A 16,271-nucleotide genomic window follows, 5' to 3' on the forward strand; every position below is an offset into this window, starting at 1 on the left:
CCTAATGTTTTGAAAACTACAATAATCCGAACATTCACATCAATAACATTTCTACTGTATATACTTCTAGTATGACCAAATGTTGCAAGGAATATTGGCGAATGATGGCAAGGGGAGAGACTGTAACATACAGCGCCGAAGGAGCAAACATCTTAAGTGTGAATCTCTCAGGCAAAAAGACTCTTGCCGGACGCAGCTCTGGAGAGTGTTTCCATATGGAAACCACCAAAGGGGAAAGCCGTTTACCGGTAAACTTTCAGGTGAAAGGACAGAGAAACTTCTTTTGAAAAAAGGGGTTTTTCTGTCCTTTTTTCATGCGCGGAAACTGAGTGGTAATAACTTGGCAAATGAGGCGCAGATATTTGGGGACAGGAAGCGAGCAGTAGGAAGACTTGATGAAAATAAGGGGGAAGTCTAATGGCAGATTTAAAGCAAACACCTCTATATGAAGTGTATAAAGAGTATGGGGGAAAAACGATCGACTTCGGAGGCTGGGCTTTACCGGTTCAATTCTCAAGTATTAAAGAAGAGCACGAAGCTGTCAGAACTCGGGCCGGGCTTTTTGATGTGTCCCATATGGGAGAAATAGAAGTCAAGGGCGAAGGGGCTCTCGAATACTTACAAAAAATGATGACCAACGATGTATCCAAGATCAAAGACGGTGGTGCTCAATATACTGCAATGTGCTATGACGACGGAGGCACCGTGGATGATCTCCTGATTTATAAAATAAAAGATAATGATTATTTATTGGTGGTCAATGCAGCAAACATCGATAAAGATTATGAATGGCTGAAACAGCATGAGACGGATGGGGTGGAGATCGATAATATCTCCGAGCATATGGCTCAGCTGGCTTTGCAGGGGCCGCTTGCTGAAGGTGTTTTGCAAAGATTGACAGACGAACATTCTTTACGTGACATCGGATTCTTTAAATTCCAGACCGAGGTGAATATAAACGGCCGTCATGCCCTTGTTTCCCGCACAGGTTATACAGGAGAAGACGGGTTTGAAATTTATTGTGATGCAAAGGATGCAGTCGAAATTTGGAAAGATATCCTGAAGGAGGGTGAAAAAGACGGGGTGCTTCCTTGTGGACTAGGCGCCAGGGATACACTTCGCTTCGAAGCCAATCTTGCATTATATGGACAGGAGCTTTCTAAAAATATCTCTCCAATTGAAGCCGGAATCGGTTTCGCGGTTAAAGTGAATAAGGAAATACCATTTAACGGGCAAGAGGTTCTCAAAAAGCAGAAAGAAGAAGGGGCATCAAGAAAGATTGTCGGCATTGAAATGATCGACCGGGGAATCCCGCGCCATGGATATAAAGTATTTTCCGGCGAAGAAGAAATCGGGGAAGTGACTACCGGGACGCAATCTCCGACCTTAAAGAAGAATGTAGGCCTTGCTCTATTGAAAAAAGAATTCACTTCAGTAGATACAGAAGTTCAGGTGGAAATCAGAGGGAAGAAATTAAACGCAAAAGTAGTGCAGACACCATTTTATAAGAGAACAAAATAATAGGGAGGAATGACGGTCATGAAGCATCGTTATTTACCGATGACAGAGCAAGATCAACGGGAAATGTTAGACAGCATTGGAGTAAACAGCATCGACGATTTATTTGAAGATATCCCTGAGAAGGTCCGCTTCAAAGGTGAGTACAATATTAAACCGGCCAAATCTGAAACCGGACTGGTTAAAGAATTGACTAAAATGGCTGCAAAAAATGCAGACTTGAGAAGTCATACATCCTTCCTGGGAGCGGGCGTATATGATCATTATGCTCCGATCATCGTTGATCATGTTCTTTCACGCTCTGAGTTCTATACAGCGTATACACCGTATCAGCCTGAAATATCACAAGGTGAACTGCAAGCCATCTTTGAATTTCAGACGATGATCTGCGAGCTGACAGGAATGGATGTAGCGAACTCTTCCATGTACGATGGGGGGACGGCATTAGCCGAAGCGGCCATGTTGAGCGCAGGGCAGACACGCCGCAAGAAAGTCCTCGTGTCGAGCACGGTTCATCCTGAATCACGTGATGTATTGAGAACCTACGCGAAAGGTCAATACATCGATGTCGTGGAAATCCCGCATAACAACGGAGTGACAGATGTAGAAGAACTGAAGAAATTAATGAGCAGTGAAATTGCAGCCGTTATCGTGCAATATCCTAATTTCTTCGGCAGAGTCGAAGAGTTGAAAGCGATTGAAGAGGTTGCGCACAGTGAGAAAGCGATGTTTGTAGTCTCCTCCAACCCCCTTGCGTTAGGTGCCCTGACACCTCCTGGGAAACTGGGAGCTGATATTGTAGTCGGTGATGCACAGCCGTTTGGAATTCCAAGTGCTTTTGGAGGACCACACTGCGGTTATTTTGCAGTAAGTAAAAAACTGATGCGTAAAGTACCTGGCCGTCTGGTTGGTCAAACGGTTGATGAAGAAGGGCGAAGAGGGTTTGTTTTAACTCTGCAGGCACGTGAACAGCATATCCGCCGTGATAAGGCGACTTCAAATATCTGTTCGAACCAGGCGTTGAATGCTCTTGCAGCATCAGTTGCCATGACTGCCCTCGGTAAGCAAGGTGTGAAAGAGATTGCGCTTCAAAATATCCAAAAAGCTCACTATGCGAGAGAAACACTCAAGAAAAAAGGATTTGAGATTGCATTTGATGGTCCTTCATTTAATGAATTCATCGTGAAAGTGAATGCTCCAGTAAAAGAAATCAACAAAAAGCTTCTAGGGAAAGAAATGATTGGCGGGTATGATCTGGGTCTTGTCGATGAAAGTCTGAAGAATCACATGTTGGTTGCCGTCACAGAACTTCGCAGCAAAGAAGAAATTGATGCATTTGCACAAGAATTGGGGGATTGTCATGAATAACAAACAAGATCAGCCTCTTATCTTTGAATTATCGAAAGAAGGACGGACCGGCTACAGCCTGCCAGAACTCGATATCCCGGAAGTGGATGTTTCCGAATTGATTCCTTCTGATTATATCCGTACGGAGGAGCCGGAGTTACCGGAAGTATCAGAACTGGATATCATGCGCCATTATACAGCATTATCCAAGCGCAACCATGGTGTCGATTCCGGGTTCTATCCACTTGGGTCATGTACTATGAAATACAACCCTAAGGTAAATGAAAATGTCGCGCGATTAAATGGCTTTGCTCATATCAATCCGCTGCAGGAACCTGAAAGTGTCCAAGGAGCTCTTGAATTGATGTATGATCTTCAGGAACACCTGAAAGAAATCACGGGTATGGATGAAGTGACACTTCAGCCGGCTGCCGGAGCTCACGGTGAATGGACCGGTCTGATGATGATCCGTGCATATCATGAAGCAAACGGCGATGCGAAACGCACAAAAGTCATCGTGCCTGATTCCGCCCACGGAACAAACCCGGCAAGCGCGACCGTTGCTGGATTTGAAACGGTTACAGTTAAATCGGATGAAAATGGCCTGGTGGACTTGGATGATCTGAAGCGCGTGGTAGGTGAAGATACTGCCGCACTGATGCTCACAAACCCGAATACATTGGGACTATTCGAGGAAAATATCCTCGAGATGGCTGCCATCATTCATGAAGCAGGCGGCAAGCTGTATTACGATGGAGCGAACCTGAATGCGGTATTATCGAAGGCAAGACCCGGAGATATGGGCTTTGATGTCGTTCATTTAAATCTCCATAAAACCTTTACGGGTCCACACGGCGGCGGAGGACCTGGAAGCGGTCCGGTCGGAGTGAAAGAAGATCTGATCCGTTATCTGCCTAAACCGGTTCTAGTGAAAAACGGCGATCAGTTTGAATTTGACTACAATCGCCCGGATTCAATCGGCCGAGTGAAGCCTTACTACGGAAATTTTGGCATCAACGTCCGTGCCTATACGTATATTCGTACGATGGGGCCTGATGGGCTAAAGGCGGTAACAGAAAATGCCGTCCTTAATGCAAACTATATGATGAGAAGATTGGCGCCTCATTTTGATCTTCCTTATGACCGTCACTGCAAACATGAATTCGTCATCAGCGGAAAGCGTCAGAAAAAGCTTGGCGTCCGCACGCTCGATATAGCGAAAAGGCTGCTCGACTTCGGTTACCATCCGCCAACGATCTACTTCCCGTTGAATGTAGAGGAATGTATGATGATCGAGCCGACTGAAACAGAGTCCAAAGAAACGCTGGATTCATTCATTGACGCCATGATCCAAATCGCTAAAGAGGCTGAAGAAACACCTGAAATCGTCCAGGAAGCACCACATACAACTGTAGTCAAAAGAATGGACGAAACCCTTGCAGCAAGAAAACCAATCCTGCGATACACTCCGGAAGCGGCGCAGTAACACATTAAAGCACCGCGGGACGGGCGTTTAGCGCAGTAAAGTGTGAAACAAAGAAAGGATTGCCGAATCGGCAATCCTTTTTCTTCTAATAAAAATGAATAAATTTCAGTCTGGGAATTGTCCAGCTCCGGCGGCTAGCCCCTCGAGGTCATAAGCTAAATGGACCAAGAAGGCAAAAAACGCCTTCCCGGCCCATTCATCTTACGCTTGTCGGGGCTGATCAAGCCGCCTCCGCTTTTCTTTATTTTTTATGCTTAATCTTACCTGTCCACTTCTTGAATCCGCCTTGCAGCTGGTGAAGATCACGGTAGCCTTTGCGGTGAAGCATCTGTGCTGCACGTGCACTTCTCATTCCGCTCTGGCAGTACAAGTATACAGGCTGATCATTGCGGATCTCTTTTTGTCTCATTTTCATTTGGGAAAGAGGGATATTGCGGGCTCCAAGAATATGACCATTGTCAAACTCATTGGATTCGCGCACATCGATCAGCTGAGCCTTTCGGTAGCCGGCTTTGAACTCTTCCTCTGTCAATGTGTTGACGACTCTTTTTTGATTGAAGTACGTAAATAGGGAATAAGCGATGATTCCGCCAAGTACGACTAAAAGTATAAATAAACCATCCATCTTGCTTTCATGCTCCTTTCTTCAAATGCACTATCTACTATTATATTCATCATTTAAGTCAGAATCAAAAGAAATTTACTATTTAAAGCAAAGACTTTCCAATCTGTTTTTCTTTGTTTTTGGAAGAGGATTTGGTAGACTAGTAACGGATTGAATACATAGTGATGATAGAAGCTGATAAATAAAAGAGGTATGTAAAATGTCAAAAGAAATTTGGAGATTTATCGATTCAGGCAATTGCTCCCCTTCATATAATATGGCGCTGGATGAAGCGCTCCTTGATTGGCACAGTGAAGGGAAAATTCCTCCGACGATCCGTTTTTATGGATGGGATCCGGCGACACTTTCTGTAGGTTATTTCCAGAAAGTCGAAAAGGAAATCAATATGGATGCCGTGAAGGAACATGGACTGGGCTTTGTAAGGCGGCCGACCGGAGGAAGAGGCGTTCTTCACGATGAGGAGCTCACTTACAGTGTCATTGTGTCCGAGGAACATCCGGAAATGCCTAAAACCGTAACGGAGGCATATAGAGTCATTTCGGAAGGGATTCTAAAGGGATTCCAAGGCCTTGGACTTGAAGCCTACTTTGCTGTCCCTAAAACAGCTGAAGAGAGGGAAGGACTGAAAAACCCGCGCTCCGCCGTCTGCTTTGATGCACCGAGCTGGTATGAACTTGTAGTGGAAGGCAGAAAGGTTGCGGGGAGTGCACAGACACGTCAAAAAGGGGTCATCCTTCAGCACGGATCCATCCTGCTGGACCTGGATGAAGATAAGCTTTTCAGCCTGTTTAAGTACCCTTCCGAACGGGTAAAGGAGCGTATGCAAAAAGCGTTCAAAAATAAAGCCGTTGCCATGAATGAGATTTCATCAGAAAGAATCACGATGGACATGGCAAAAGAAGCATTCAAGAGAGGTTTTGAAGATGGCCTGGATATACATCTTGAGCCCTATGTCCTCTCGGAGGAAGAAACACAATATGTAGAGAACCTGGCCAAAACCCGATATGAATCAGATGAGTGGAATTTTAAACGTTAAAAAATTTTGTTTCGAAAAAAGCGATGCGTGTCGCTTTTTTCCTATTTTACCAACTATTTCTGAATATGAAAGTTTGGCAACTCTCAAATTAATAGATTTCCGTTTAAAATAAGAATATTATCTATGAGATTCTCCGGTTTTCTATTATTTTCTGCTTATTGGGAGTTTGACAAATAAATAAAAATCTGACCTCAACACAATATATGGTGTGTCGAAAAATATATTACACACCATATATTGTGTTTATTTATTGATTTTGGAATGAGCCTGTGATAACGTATTAATTGTTAAAGTAAAACAAGCTAAAAAATGATACATGAAATATTGAAGGTAGAAGGAGCTGTCTATATGACTGTTGCGTCGAAGAAAACGATGAAATTGAACAAAGAAAGATTGAATCAGGATATCGGATTGTTCCCCCAAGTACATCCCATCACCCCGGATATGAAAACCACACATAAAGGTGTATCCCGACTGGTTATGATTGACCGCTATTCTTTCAAAGATACTGAGAAGATCACTCTATCAGCAGGCGACTTTGTCGTATTGACAATCAAGGAAGATCCAAAATTCCCTGCCAGGGGGCTGGGCTTCATTACAGCCATTGATTGGGAAAACAAAAAAGCGGACGTCTGGATCGAAGAGGAATACAGAAGTGCGATCGATAAACCGCATGAAATTGAAACGGGCGTAGTGACACGTACACTGGATGTCATTGAAAAACCATTGGAAGTCTACTATGAACAAATTGCAAAGCGAAACGCAACAGGCCTGGCAGAAGTAGAACAAACTCCTGAAAAGAAACAAGAATGGTTCGAAAAGTTTTATCATGAACTTGTCAATCTGCATTTCGTACCTGCAGGACGTGTGTTATACGGAGCAGGCGCAGGGACGGACGTTACCTATTTCAATTGTTATGTGATGCCATTCGTGCAGGATTCCCGCGAAGGGATCTCAGAGCACCGCAAACAGGTCATGGAAATCATGAGCCGAGGCGGCGGTGTCGGAACGAACGGATCGACTCTTCGTCCCCGCAACACACTGGCAAAAGGGGTCAACGGTAAATCCTCGGGTTCTGTATCCTGGCTGGATGATATTGCAAAATTGACTCATTTGGTTGAGCAGGGCGGATCAAGACGTGGGGCACAAATGATCATGTTATCAGATTGGCACCCTGATATTATCGAATTCATCATCTCTAAAATGCAAAATCCGCGCATCCTGCGTTATCTGTTAGAAAACACAGAAGATGAAAATATCAAAAAGGCTGCAGAAGATAAATTGAAATTCACTCCGCTGACAGAGCAGGAAGAAGCGATGTATCAGGGAATCATCAACTATAAGCAAATACCAGGCTACGGTGGTTTCAACGAGAAAATCATTAAAAATGCCGAGGAAAAGCTGCGGACGGGTGGTACATACAGTGTACACAACCCTGAATTCCTGACAGGAGCAAATATCTCAGTCTGCCTGACAAGTGATTTCATGGAGGCAGTAGAGAAAGATGAGGTATACGAACTGCGCTTCCCTGACGTAGAAAGCTATGATGCCGAACAAATGAAATACTATAACGAGGAATGGCATAATATCGGCGATGTACGAGAATGGGAAAAGCTCGGTTATAAAGTAAGGACATACAGGAAAATCAAAGCAAAAGAACTTTGGAATCTGATTAATGTATGCGCAACGTACTCTGCAGAACCGGGAATCTTCTTTATCGATAATGCGAACGATATGACAAACGCTAAAGCTTACGGTCAAAAGGTTGTTGCAACAAACCCATGTGGAGAACAACCCCTCGCACCATTTTCCGTCTGCAACTTGGCAGCCGTTAATCTTGCTCAATTCGCAGATAAGGAAACGAAAACAGTCGATTTTGAAAAACTGAAGAAAACGGTTGAAGTCGGCGTGCGTATGCAGGATAACGTCATCGATGCAACGCCTTACTTCCTGGAAGAAAACAAAAAGCAGGCACTCGGTGAACGCCGTGTCGGACTGGGTGTCATGGGTCTTGCGGATCTTCTTATCTATTGTGAAAAAGAATACGGATCCGAAGAAGGAAACCAGCTGGTAGATGAGGTCTTCGAGGTCATCGCTACAACGGCTTACCGCGCTTCCGTTGAACTTTCGAAGGAAAAAGGAAGCTTCCCGTTCCTGACAGGTGAAACGGAAGAAGAGACAGAAAGACTCAGAAAAGCCTTTACCAACACAGGCTTCATGAAAAAGATGCCTGAGGATGTAAGGAAAGATATTCTAACTTACGGTATCCGCAATTCTCACCTATTGACGGTTGCGCCTACTGGATCTACTGGAACGATGGTTGGCGTTTCTACCGGACTTGAGCCGTACTTCTCGTTCACGTACTACAGAAGCGGACGCCTTGGTAAATTTATTGAGGTAAAAGCGGATATCGTGGAAGATTATCTGAAACGTAATCCTGACGCCGATGCAAATGACCTGCCGGAATGGTTCATTTCTTCAATGAATCTTGCACCGGAAGCACATGCCGATGTTCAGTGCGTCATACAGAACTGGATCGACAGCTCCATTTCCAAAACGGTAAATGCTCCAAGAGGATATACTGTCGAAGAGGTACAAAAAGTGTATGAGCGCCTATATAAAGGCGGAGCGAAAGGCGGTACCGTTTACGTTGATGGCAGCCGCGACTCGCAGGTCCTAACGCTGAAAGCAGAAGAAAACAGTTTTGACGAAGAGGATGTCCAAGAGGAAGTAAAAACAGAAAACAAACCAATCGTGCTGTTGGATACTATACAGGATGTGCGTTCAACAGATGTGACCATCGGGTCTGAAGTTGGGAATACATGCCCTGTCTGCCGTAAAGGTACCGTAAAGGACATGGGCGGCTGCAATACATGTACCAACTGTGGTGCACAGCTGAAATGCGGCCTGTAAGCTGATTTTGAAAAGGAAGGGGACTTGTTCCTCTTCTTTTTTTTGTGCGTGGATACCGGCTAGCCCTTCCGGGCTTTTCTAGTGTCCAGCTCCGGCGGCTAGTCCCTCGAGGTCATAAGCTAAATTGTCCAAGAAGGCAAAAGACGCCTTCCTGGCCAATTCATCTTATGCTTGTCGGGCCTGAGCAAGCCGCCTCCGCTTTTCTAATGTCCAGCTGCAGGGCATTAGAGGCACATGTCATAAGCCAAACCGCCCAAGAAGGCAAAGAACGCCTTCATGGCCGATTCGTCTTATGCCAACCGCCTCTGAGCAAAGCCCTTCCGCTTTTCTAATGTCCAGCTCTGGCGGCTAGTCCCTCGAGGTCATAAGATAAATTGACCAAGAAGGCAAAAGGCGCCTTCCTGGCCAATTCATCTTATGCTTGTCGGGCCTGAGCGAGCCGCCTCCGCTTTTCTAGTGTCCAGCTCCAGTGTCTGCTCCCGTTTGAAAATTAACCTTCGTCTTTTGAGGCAAAAAGCGCCTCTAAAGCCGAAGAATATTTTTCAAAGGGAGCAAAACGCCCACTTCCGCTTTTCTTGTTCTAAATTCCACTTATCCAAATTAAAGATGTATAAACAGCTTTGAAGGAGTGGAGCCTGTGGACATCGATGGAGTATTTTCTGGCGGAGGGGTAAAAGGGCTCGCTTTGATAGGTGCTTACCAGGCAATTGAAGAAAGAGGGTTACGGTTCAAGAGGGTGGCAGGAACAAGTGCCGGCGCCATTATAGCAGCCTTTATTGCAGCTGGATACTCAAGCAATGAGTTGAAAGATATTATGGTAGAAATGGATATCAAGAAGGTATTGGATACCAATGCAGTCGTTTCAATTCCCGTTATTAAGTGGTTTAGAATCTATTATCGGTTAGGATTGTACAAAGGAATAGCTCTTGAGAATTGGATCGAACAAAAACTTAAAGCACGAGGGATCTACACTTTCGCTGACCTTCCTGAAAAATCTCTGAGAGTCATCGCCTCCGATTTATCAAACGGAAGGCTTCTTGTATTGCCTGATGATTTGGAGAAGTACGGGATTTCCCCTCAAACATTCCCGGTTGCCAGGGCCATCAGGATGAGTGCAAGTCTACCGTACTTTTTTGAGCCTGTGAAACTGCGTTCACTCGAGGGCACAAGTTTACTTGTGGATGGAGGGGTCCTCAGTAACTTTCCGATGTGGCTGTTTGACAGAGAAAATGTAAAAAAAGTCCGGCCGGTCATCGGAGTGAAACTGAGTCATAATTCACTCGAACGGCCAAAGAATAAAATTAAAAATGCTATCGAGTTATACAGTGCCCTTTTCCAGACAATGAAAGACGCTCATGATTCACGTTATATTTCAAGAAAGCATGAGAAGAATATTATTTTTATACCAACAGAAGGGGTACAGACGACTGAGTTTGAATTATCTAAAGAAAGAAGGAGTGAGTTGTTTCAAATGGGGAAATTTCAGGGAGAACTTTTTTTGAAACAATGGACTTATTAAGATTTCTCAGGTAAAAAACAATCGGGCGCTCATTTTAAAAGGAGGCCCGATTGTTTTTTTTATTCTTTTTTCCTTCAATGACCGTTAAGTTCGCACTTGATTTTTTTCGGTGGGCACGCTTTTTTGAAAGCGGAGAAACAGTGGGTTTTTGGGTCTTAGCGGTCGATTTTTTCTTTAGTCTCTTTTTTGATTGTTTGGCTGCTTTAAGAAACGCTCTTTGTTCGTTGCTGCCAGCACCACGTCTATGGCTGAACCATCTGCGGTAAATAAAGTAAATGATGCCGATAACGGCTGCAGTGACGAGTATTTTTCGAAGAAGTCCAAGGGGATTTCCAATCAGCCATGATCCCAATCCTACAATCGCTAATACAATCAAGGTGAATACCAAGATATTGCGAGCGTTCAACAAAGCCACCTCCTTACGATTCAATCGTTCTTTAAACCTTTATATTATTATTTTAGACAATATATATTGTTTTTAATCGTCGTTTTGGATAGATTTTCAGGTGTGGGGATTCTAGGGTTATAGGTAACATATTCACTTAATCATATTCCAATAAACATGGTGAATGATATAACCATCCTTATAAAGTATTTTACTAAAAATTCTCAAAAAGAGCCAGACTGCGGATTGGAAATGTTGAAAAATGAATTTTTACTTGAAAAGGAATTTTATGCAAGTGTTTGGTTCATTGGGACATACTATGAACGGAGGTGTTCAAGATGTCCGAAGATAATAATCAACCGGAGAAAGTGAAAGGTGACCAATCCAACCCTGAACTGGAACAGAATAAAAGTGAAAAACCAATGTCGTTCATAGGGATGGTGGTGGTGACAGGCTTTATTGGAGGTTTATTATGGAGTGCCATTGCGTATCTTTGTTATTATTTTTCCTTTACCAAGATCGAACCCAATATTATTTTCGAGCCTTGGGCGGTTGGAGATTGGAAGGATCGCTGGATAGGGATTGCTTTATCCATTTTAGCCTATGGCATCATTTCCATCGGTGCAGCACTGGTCTATTACGGGGTCCTGCGGAAGTTTAAGTCGATGTGGGTAGGCGCTGGGTATGGGATTGTATTGTTTTTAGCCGTATTTTTATTGTTAAAACCTCTTTTCCCGAGCATGAAGGCCTTGACGGCAATCGATTATCATACTCTGATTACAACAGTGTGTATCTATATTCTATATGGAGTGTTCACCGGATATTCGATATCGTATGAAGAGAATGAGCTGAGACATCAGGAACAAAAGGAAAAGACGGGGGAAGTAGTTCCATAACCTTCTTGTTATCAGATAATTTAGTAGGTATAGGTAAAAGGTTTATGTTAGAATGTTCATGTTGAACATTCTATTTTTTTAGGGGTTATCTATGAAAAAAATATTATTATTAAACGGCCCGAATTTAAACAGATTAGGAAAACGTGAACCTGAAATCTATGGTCACACCACACTTCAGGAATTAGAAACGAAACTGAAGGGACAAGCAGAAGAGAAAGGCTATCAGTTACTATCCGCTCAATCGAATCATGAGGGTGAAATAATTGATTATATCCATAAAGCTGAGGATGAAGGGTATGGAGGCATCATCTTGAATCCAGGTGCTTATACTCATTACTCATACGCTTTAAGAGATGGGGTAGCTTCTGTATCAGTACCTGTCGTTGAGGTCCACATTTCGAATATCCATCAGCGTGAAAGTTTCAGGCATCATTCCGTCATCGCGGCGGAAACGATCGGTCAAATCGTCGGTTTGGGACTTTACGGATATGAATTAGCCTTGGACGCAATCATTAATTACATAAAAGGGAGAGTGTAAGGGGATGAAGATTGAACGATTACGTAAAACATTTTCTGAAAGCGGTATAGACGGGATGTTGATTACAAGTACATACAACCGTCGTTATATGACGAACTTCACCGGTTCGTCAGGTGTGGTCCTATTATCACAGGACAAGGCATTATTCATCACTGATTTCCGATATACCGAGCAGGCAGCGGAACAGGCAGCGGGTTATGAAATTGTCCAGCACACGGGTCCGATTCAGGAAGAAGTGGCAAAACAAGTCAAGGAATTGGGAATTGAAAAACTCGGTTTTGAAAAAAACTATATGACATACAGTGCATTTGAGAGCTATCAGAAAGTACTAGAGGCTGAACTCGTCCCTGTAGCTGGTACGATTGAAAAGTTACGCTTGATTAAGACACCTGAAGAGCTTAAGATAATTAAGGATGCGGCTGACATAGCGGATGCAGCATTCAAGCACATATTAGATTTTATCAAACCGGGCGTTACAGAACTGGAAGTGTCTAATGAATTGGAATTTTTCATGAGGAAAGCGGGTGCCGCTTCTTCATCTTTTGATATCATAGTGGCATCAGGAAACCGCTCTGCTCTGCCTCATGGAGTAGCAAGTGATAAAGTCATTGAAAAAGGTGATTTTGTTACATTGGATTATGGTGCATACTATAAAGGATATTGTTCTGACATGACTCGTACTATATCTGTAGGTGAGCCAAGTGAAAAGCTTAAGGAGATTTATGATGTCGTCCTTCAATCACAGCTCCTGGCTATGGAGAAAATCAAGCCTGGAATGACAGGTAAAGAAGCAGATGCGATTGCCCGCGATTACATAACAGAAAAAGGTTATGGTGACTGCTTCGGACATTCTTTAGGACATGGAATCGGTCTTGAGGTTCATGAGGGACCTGGTCTTTCTTCACGTTCTGAAGTAGTACTTGAGCCTGGTATGATTGTAACGGTTGAACCGGGAGTGTATGTACCTGGAGTCGGCGGTGTACGTATTGAAGACGATACACTCATCACCGAGGATTCCAATGAAACATTAACTCACTCAACTAAAGATCTAATCATTCTACCATTTTAGTCCTTGCAAGAGGTCTAATTGACAATAGGAGGAACAAACATGATTTCAGTAAATGATTTTCGTACAGGTTTAACAATTGAAGTGGATAATGGGATTTGGAGAGTTATGGACTTCCAACATGTTAAACCGGGAAAAGGAGCAGCATTCGTCCGCTCTAAACTTCGTAACCTTCGCACAGGCGCAGTTCAGGAAAAGACTTTCCGCGCTGGTGAGAAAGTAGCAAAAGCCCAGATTGATAACCGCAGAATGCAGTACCTTTATGCGAACGGCGATATGCACGTATTCATGGATAACGAAAGCTACGAGCAAATCGAATTACCGGCAGGTTCAATCGAGTATGAGTTGAAGTTCCTAAAAGAAAACATGGAAGTTCAAATCATGATGTATGAAGGAGAGACTCTTGGAGTTGAACTTCCGAATACAGTTGAACTGAGTGTAACGGAAACTGAGCCAGGGATCAAAGGGGACACTGCTTCTGGTGGATCTAAACCTGCAACAGTGGAAACAGGATTAGTTGTAAACGTACCATTCTTCGTAAACGAAGGAGATGTACTCGTCATCAATACGACTGACGGTTCGTACGTTTCCCGCGGTTAATAACATACATGAAAACATAATCCAAAAGCCTAAACAGATACCACTCTGTTTAGGCTTTTTATTATTCCTTATTCTTTACCGCTTTAAATCATCGAGGGACGGGCCTTTAACTTATTGTCATATTCTATTTTCAGCAGAATACATTGTATTATCTAGGGGCTTGTACGCTCTTAATGACCCAAGCCCGGTGGAAATAGATGAGGAGGTACATTCATGCAAGAAGTTCTAGCCCTGCTACCCAGCACAATATCTGAAAGAATCCTGTCCCTTCCACAAGCCGTTCTGGATACAACCGAAGAAATCAGAGTCCGTACCAACAGGGTATTGGAAGTCACGGCAAGAGGTAAACCTTACTTTCTTCCATACAATGTCACGCCGGAAGACTCTGAACAACTGATAAATAAACTATCCCATCATTCTTTTTATACACTTGAGGAAGAACTCAAGAGAGGCTACATCACTATAGATGGGGGACATCGGGTGGGACTTGCCGGAAAAGTCATTCTAGAGTCCGGTACTGTGAAAGGGATCCGCCACCTGTCATCCTTCAATATCCGGATTGCCAGGCAAAAAATCGGAATCGCTCAGCCGCTCCTGCCGTTCGTTTATAAAGGGAACTGGAAGCACACGATGATCATCGGCTCTCCCCAAACAGGAAAAACCACTCTGTTAAGAGACCTTGCGAGAATCATATCAACAGGTGACCGTGAATGGAATATCCCTCCCTATAAAGTAGGGATCGTAGATGAACGTTCCGAAATTGCAGGCTGTGTGAACGGGGTTCCGCAGCTTTTATTTGGTCCGAGAGTCGATGTCCTTGATGCTTGTCCAAAAGCCGAAGGCATGATGATGCTGATACGTTCCATGAGCCCTGATGTCCTGATCATCGATGAAATAGGCCGTACAGAAGACGGCCAGGCCATTCAAGAAGCGGTCAATGCAGGCATTACATTGATGATGACAACACACGGGGCTTCTTTGGAGGAAGTGAAAAAGAGACCTGTCATCAGAGATATTATCGGAATGCAGAGTATTGAACGATTCATTGAGCTTAATAGAGAAACAGATCCTGGACAAGTGTCTGAAGTTTGGAATGAGCATGGAGAATCTCTATTGAACAAAGTGAGTGTGACGTAAATGATAAAAATTTTAGGTGCGATTTTCATTCTTCTCTCTACTTCATGGGCAGGTTTTGAGGTCTCGAAGTATCTGACAGAAAGACCGCGGCAGCTCCGTATGCTTAAAGTGGCACTTCAATCCCTGGAGGCTGAAATAACCTACAGCCACACACCTCTTCATGAAGCCACAAGAAAAATATCTAAACAGCTCCAGAAGCCGGTCTCTTGGTTTTTCGAAAATTTTTCAAAGAAGTTGACTGAACAGGAAATCTCAGTGAAAAAAGCATGGGAAGACAGTCTGGATGAAGTATGGAAGCTTACGGCATTTAAATCAGGAGAATATGAAATTCTTAAGCAGTTCGGTGAAAACCTAGGAAAACATGATTTAATCACGCAGCAAAAACACATTCACTTGGCTTTGAAACACTTGGAAAGAGAAGAGGCAGAAGCAGTGGAAAGACAAAGAAAATATGAAAAAATGACGAAGAGCCTTGGATTTTTATCAGGTCTTCTTCTTATCATCCTGCTGCTTTAAAGAATAGACGGCCCTGTCCGTGTTTAACCCACAATGTGCGAGTCAATTAGATCAGGAGGGAAATTTATGGGAATCGATGTGGATATTATTTTTAAAATAGCGGGGGTGGGTATCGTCGTCGCATTTTTGCACACCATCTTAGATCAAGTCGGCAAAAAAGAATACGCACAATGGGTCACACTTTTTGGCTTTATCTATATCCTCTTTATGGTCGCATCCATCGTGGATGATTTGTTCCAAAAGATCAAATCCGTCTTTTTATTCCAAGGGTAAAGGGGGAGTCAGCGATTGAGATCATCCAAATTGTCGGTATCGCCCTTGTATCCACTTTTCTTGCATTAATAGTAAAAGAACAAAAGCCAAACTTTGCCTTTTTGCTGATCGTATTTGTCGGCTGCTCCATATTCCTGTTTTTAATCGACCAGATTTATACCATCATCCATATGCTGGAGAAGCTTGCGGCAAACGCAAACGTAAATCTTGTCTATGTTGAAACGATCCTGAAAATAATCGGCATCGCTTACATAGCGGAATTTGCTTCTCATATCACGAAAGATGCGGGTCAGGGTGCGATTGCTGCAAAGGTAGAGCTTGCAGGCAAGATTTTGATTCTGGCAATGGCCGTGCCGATCCTGACAGTGATCATTGAAACAATCATCAATATGATTCCAACCGGATAAGAGAGGATG

16 protein-coding genes and 2 riboswitches are annotated in these 16,271 nt (G+C 43.5%); of the genes, 14 read left to right on the top strand and 2 right to left on the bottom strand.

Annotation, left to right across the window (positions count from 1 at the left end):
• Positions 1 to 101: 101 nt before the first annotated feature.
• A riboswitch (glycine riboswitch) is annotated at positions 102 to 193 on the top strand.
• 3 nt (positions 194 to 196) lie between these two features.
• Positions 197 to 274, top strand: a riboswitch (glycine riboswitch).
• Positions 275 to 417: 143 nt separating this feature from the next.
• Genes gcvT through gcvPB form a run of 3 tightly spaced genes read left to right on the top strand, consistent with a single transcriptional unit; the run spans position 418 to position 4,351 of the window.
• The gene (gene gcvT / locus ACXAFV_RS08640) at positions 418 to 1,521 is read left to right on the top strand and encodes a glycine cleavage system aminomethyltransferase GcvT (protein ID WP_475125752.1); all 1,104 of its coding nucleotides are present in this window, start codon (positions 418 to 420) and stop codon (positions 1,519 to 1,521) included.
• A gap of 18 nt (positions 1,522 to 1,539) precedes the next feature.
• Positions 1,540 to 2,886: an aminomethyl-transferring glycine dehydrogenase subunit GcvPA gene (gcvPA, locus tag ACXAFV_RS08645; protein WP_475125754.1), complete on the top strand. Its 1,347-nt coding sequence runs from the start codon at positions 1,540 to 1,542 to the stop codon at positions 2,884 to 2,886.
• The gene (gene gcvPB / locus ACXAFV_RS08650) at positions 2,879 to 4,351 is read left to right on the top strand and encodes an aminomethyl-transferring glycine dehydrogenase subunit GcvPB (RefSeq protein WP_475125756.1); all 1,473 of its coding nucleotides are present in this window, start codon (positions 2,879 to 2,881) and stop codon (positions 4,349 to 4,351) included. The genes gcvPA and gcvPB overlap by 8 nt, the downstream gene beginning before the upstream one ends.
• 241 nt (positions 4,352 to 4,592) lie before the next feature.
• Here the strand turns inward: gcvPB and ACXAFV_RS08655 are convergent, their stop codons facing one another.
• Positions 4,593 to 4,976, bottom strand: a complete 384-nt coding sequence (locus ACXAFV_RS08655) for a rhodanese-like domain-containing protein (RefSeq protein ID WP_446243577.1) — start codon at positions 4,974 to 4,976, stop codon at positions 4,593 to 4,595.
• 199 nt (positions 4,977 to 5,175) lie between these two features.
• Here ACXAFV_RS08655 and ACXAFV_RS08660 point away from each other — a divergent pair, with 199 nt between their 5' ends.
• The 3 genes from ACXAFV_RS08660 (at position 5,176) to ACXAFV_RS08670 (ending at position 10,444) form a co-directional block, all read left to right on the top strand.
• Positions 5,176 to 6,012 (top strand): lipoate--protein ligase family protein, encoded by an 837-nt coding sequence (locus tag ACXAFV_RS08660; RefSeq protein WP_475125758.1) that lies wholly within the window; start codon positions 5,176 to 5,178, stop codon positions 6,010 to 6,012.
• Positions 6,013 to 6,360: 348 nt separating this feature from the next.
• A complete protein-coding gene (locus tag ACXAFV_RS08665; protein ID WP_475125760.1) occupies positions 6,361 to 8,925 on the top strand; it encodes a vitamin B12-dependent ribonucleotide reductase in 2,565 nt (854 codons plus the stop codon).
• A gap of 637 nt (positions 8,926 to 9,562) precedes the next feature.
• On the top strand, positions 9,563 to 10,444 hold the full coding sequence (locus tag ACXAFV_RS08670) for a patatin-like phospholipase family protein (protein WP_475125761.1): 882 nt from the start codon (positions 9,563 to 9,565) through the stop codon (positions 10,442 to 10,444).
• Between the two features lie 34 nt (positions 10,445 to 10,478).
• Here ACXAFV_RS08670 and ACXAFV_RS08675 read toward each other — a convergent pair whose 3' ends face one another.
• On the bottom strand, positions 10,479 to 10,859 hold the full coding sequence (locus tag ACXAFV_RS08675; protein ID WP_475126105.1) for an SA1362 family protein: 381 nt from the start codon (positions 10,857 to 10,859) through the stop codon (positions 10,479 to 10,481).
• A gap of 308 nt (positions 10,860 to 11,167) precedes the next feature.
• On the opposite strand from ACXAFV_RS08675, the gene ACXAFV_RS08680 reads away from it, so the two are divergent.
• From ACXAFV_RS08680 to spoIIIAD, 8 genes are all read left to right on the top strand, one after another.
• On the top strand, positions 11,168 to 11,725 hold the full coding sequence (locus ACXAFV_RS08680) for a YqhR family membrane protein (RefSeq protein ID WP_475125763.1): 558 nt from the start codon (positions 11,168 to 11,170) through the stop codon (positions 11,723 to 11,725).
• 91 nt (positions 11,726 to 11,816) lie between these two features.
• On the top strand, positions 11,817 to 12,263 hold the full coding sequence (gene aroQ / locus ACXAFV_RS08685; protein ID WP_475125764.1) for a type II 3-dehydroquinate dehydratase: 447 nt from the start codon (positions 11,817 to 11,819) through the stop codon (positions 12,261 to 12,263).
• A 4-nt stretch (positions 12,264 to 12,267) separates the two neighbouring features.
• Positions 12,268 to 13,332: a M24 family metallopeptidase gene (locus tag ACXAFV_RS08690; protein WP_475125765.1), complete on the top strand. Its 1,065-nt coding sequence runs from the start codon at positions 12,268 to 12,270 to the stop codon at positions 13,330 to 13,332.
• A 39-nt stretch (positions 13,333 to 13,371) separates the two neighbouring features.
• Positions 13,372 to 13,929, top strand: coding sequence for an elongation factor P (gene efp, locus ACXAFV_RS08695; protein ID WP_475125767.1), 558 nt, complete (start codon positions 13,372 to 13,374; stop codon positions 13,927 to 13,929).
• 213 nt (positions 13,930 to 14,142) lie between these two features.
• Positions 14,143 to 15,066 (top strand): stage III sporulation protein AA, encoded by a 924-nt coding sequence (gene spoIIIAA, locus ACXAFV_RS08700; protein WP_475125769.1) that lies wholly within the window; start codon positions 14,143 to 14,145, stop codon positions 15,064 to 15,066.
• Positions 15,067 to 15,582 (top strand): stage III sporulation protein SpoIIIAB, encoded by a 516-nt coding sequence (spoIIIAB, locus tag ACXAFV_RS08705; RefSeq protein WP_475125770.1) that lies wholly within the window; start codon positions 15,067 to 15,069, stop codon positions 15,580 to 15,582.
• 66 nt (positions 15,583 to 15,648) lie between these two features.
• Positions 15,649 to 15,855: a stage III sporulation protein AC gene (gene spoIIIAC, locus ACXAFV_RS08710; RefSeq protein WP_006838772.1), complete on the top strand. Its 207-nt coding sequence runs from the start codon at positions 15,649 to 15,651 to the stop codon at positions 15,853 to 15,855.
• A 14-nt stretch (positions 15,856 to 15,869) separates the two neighbouring features.
• Positions 15,870 to 16,262, top strand: coding sequence for a stage III sporulation protein AD (gene spoIIIAD / locus ACXAFV_RS08715; RefSeq protein WP_098151200.1), 393 nt, complete (start codon positions 15,870 to 15,872; stop codon positions 16,260 to 16,262).
• Positions 16,263 to 16,271 lie beyond the last annotated feature (9 nt).

The organism is Rossellomorea sp. ABR4_012 (genome assembly GCF_056159545.1).

What these genes read in the sequence shown, in the direction of transcription:
- gcvT (WP_475125752.1), top strand. Translation starts at nt 418, where the DNA reads ATGGCAGATTTAAAGCAAACACCTCTATATGAAGTGTATAAAGAGTAT.
- ACXAFV_RS08655 (WP_446243577.1), bottom strand. Translation starts at nt 4,976, where the DNA reads ATGGATGGTTTATTTATACTTTTAGTCGTACTTGGCGGAATCATCGCT.
- ACXAFV_RS08680 (WP_475125763.1), top strand. Translation starts at nt 11,168, where the DNA reads ATGTCCGAAGATAATAATCAACCGGAGAAAGTGAAAGGTGACCAATCC.
- ACXAFV_RS08690 (WP_475125765.1), top strand. Translation starts at nt 12,268, where the DNA reads ATGAAGATTGAACGATTACGTAAAACATTTTCTGAAAGCGGTATAGAC.
- ACXAFV_RS08665 (WP_475125760.1), top strand. Translation starts at nt 6,361, where the DNA reads ATGACTGTTGCGTCGAAGAAAACGATGAAATTGAACAAAGAAAGATTG.
- efp (WP_475125767.1), top strand. Translation starts at nt 13,372, where the DNA reads ATGATTTCAGTAAATGATTTTCGTACAGGTTTAACAATTGAAGTGGAT.
- spoIIIAB (WP_475125770.1), top strand. Translation starts at nt 15,067, where the DNA reads ATGATAAAAATTTTAGGTGCGATTTTCATTCTTCTCTCTACTTCATGG.
- gcvPB (WP_475125756.1), top strand. Translation starts at nt 2,879, where the DNA reads ATGAATAACAAACAAGATCAGCCTCTTATCTTTGAATTATCGAAAGAA.
- spoIIIAA (WP_475125769.1), top strand. Translation starts at nt 14,143, where the DNA reads ATGCAAGAAGTTCTAGCCCTGCTACCCAGCACAATATCTGAAAGAATC.
- aroQ (WP_475125764.1), top strand. Translation starts at nt 11,817, where the DNA reads ATGAAAAAAATATTATTATTAAACGGCCCGAATTTAAACAGATTAGGA.
- gcvPA (WP_475125754.1), top strand. Translation starts at nt 1,540, where the DNA reads ATGAAGCATCGTTATTTACCGATGACAGAGCAAGATCAACGGGAAATG.
- ACXAFV_RS08660 (WP_475125758.1), top strand. Translation starts at nt 5,176, where the DNA reads ATGTCAAAAGAAATTTGGAGATTTATCGATTCAGGCAATTGCTCCCCT.
- spoIIIAC (WP_006838772.1), top strand. Translation starts at nt 15,649, where the DNA reads ATGGGAATCGATGTGGATATTATTTTTAAAATAGCGGGGGTGGGTATC.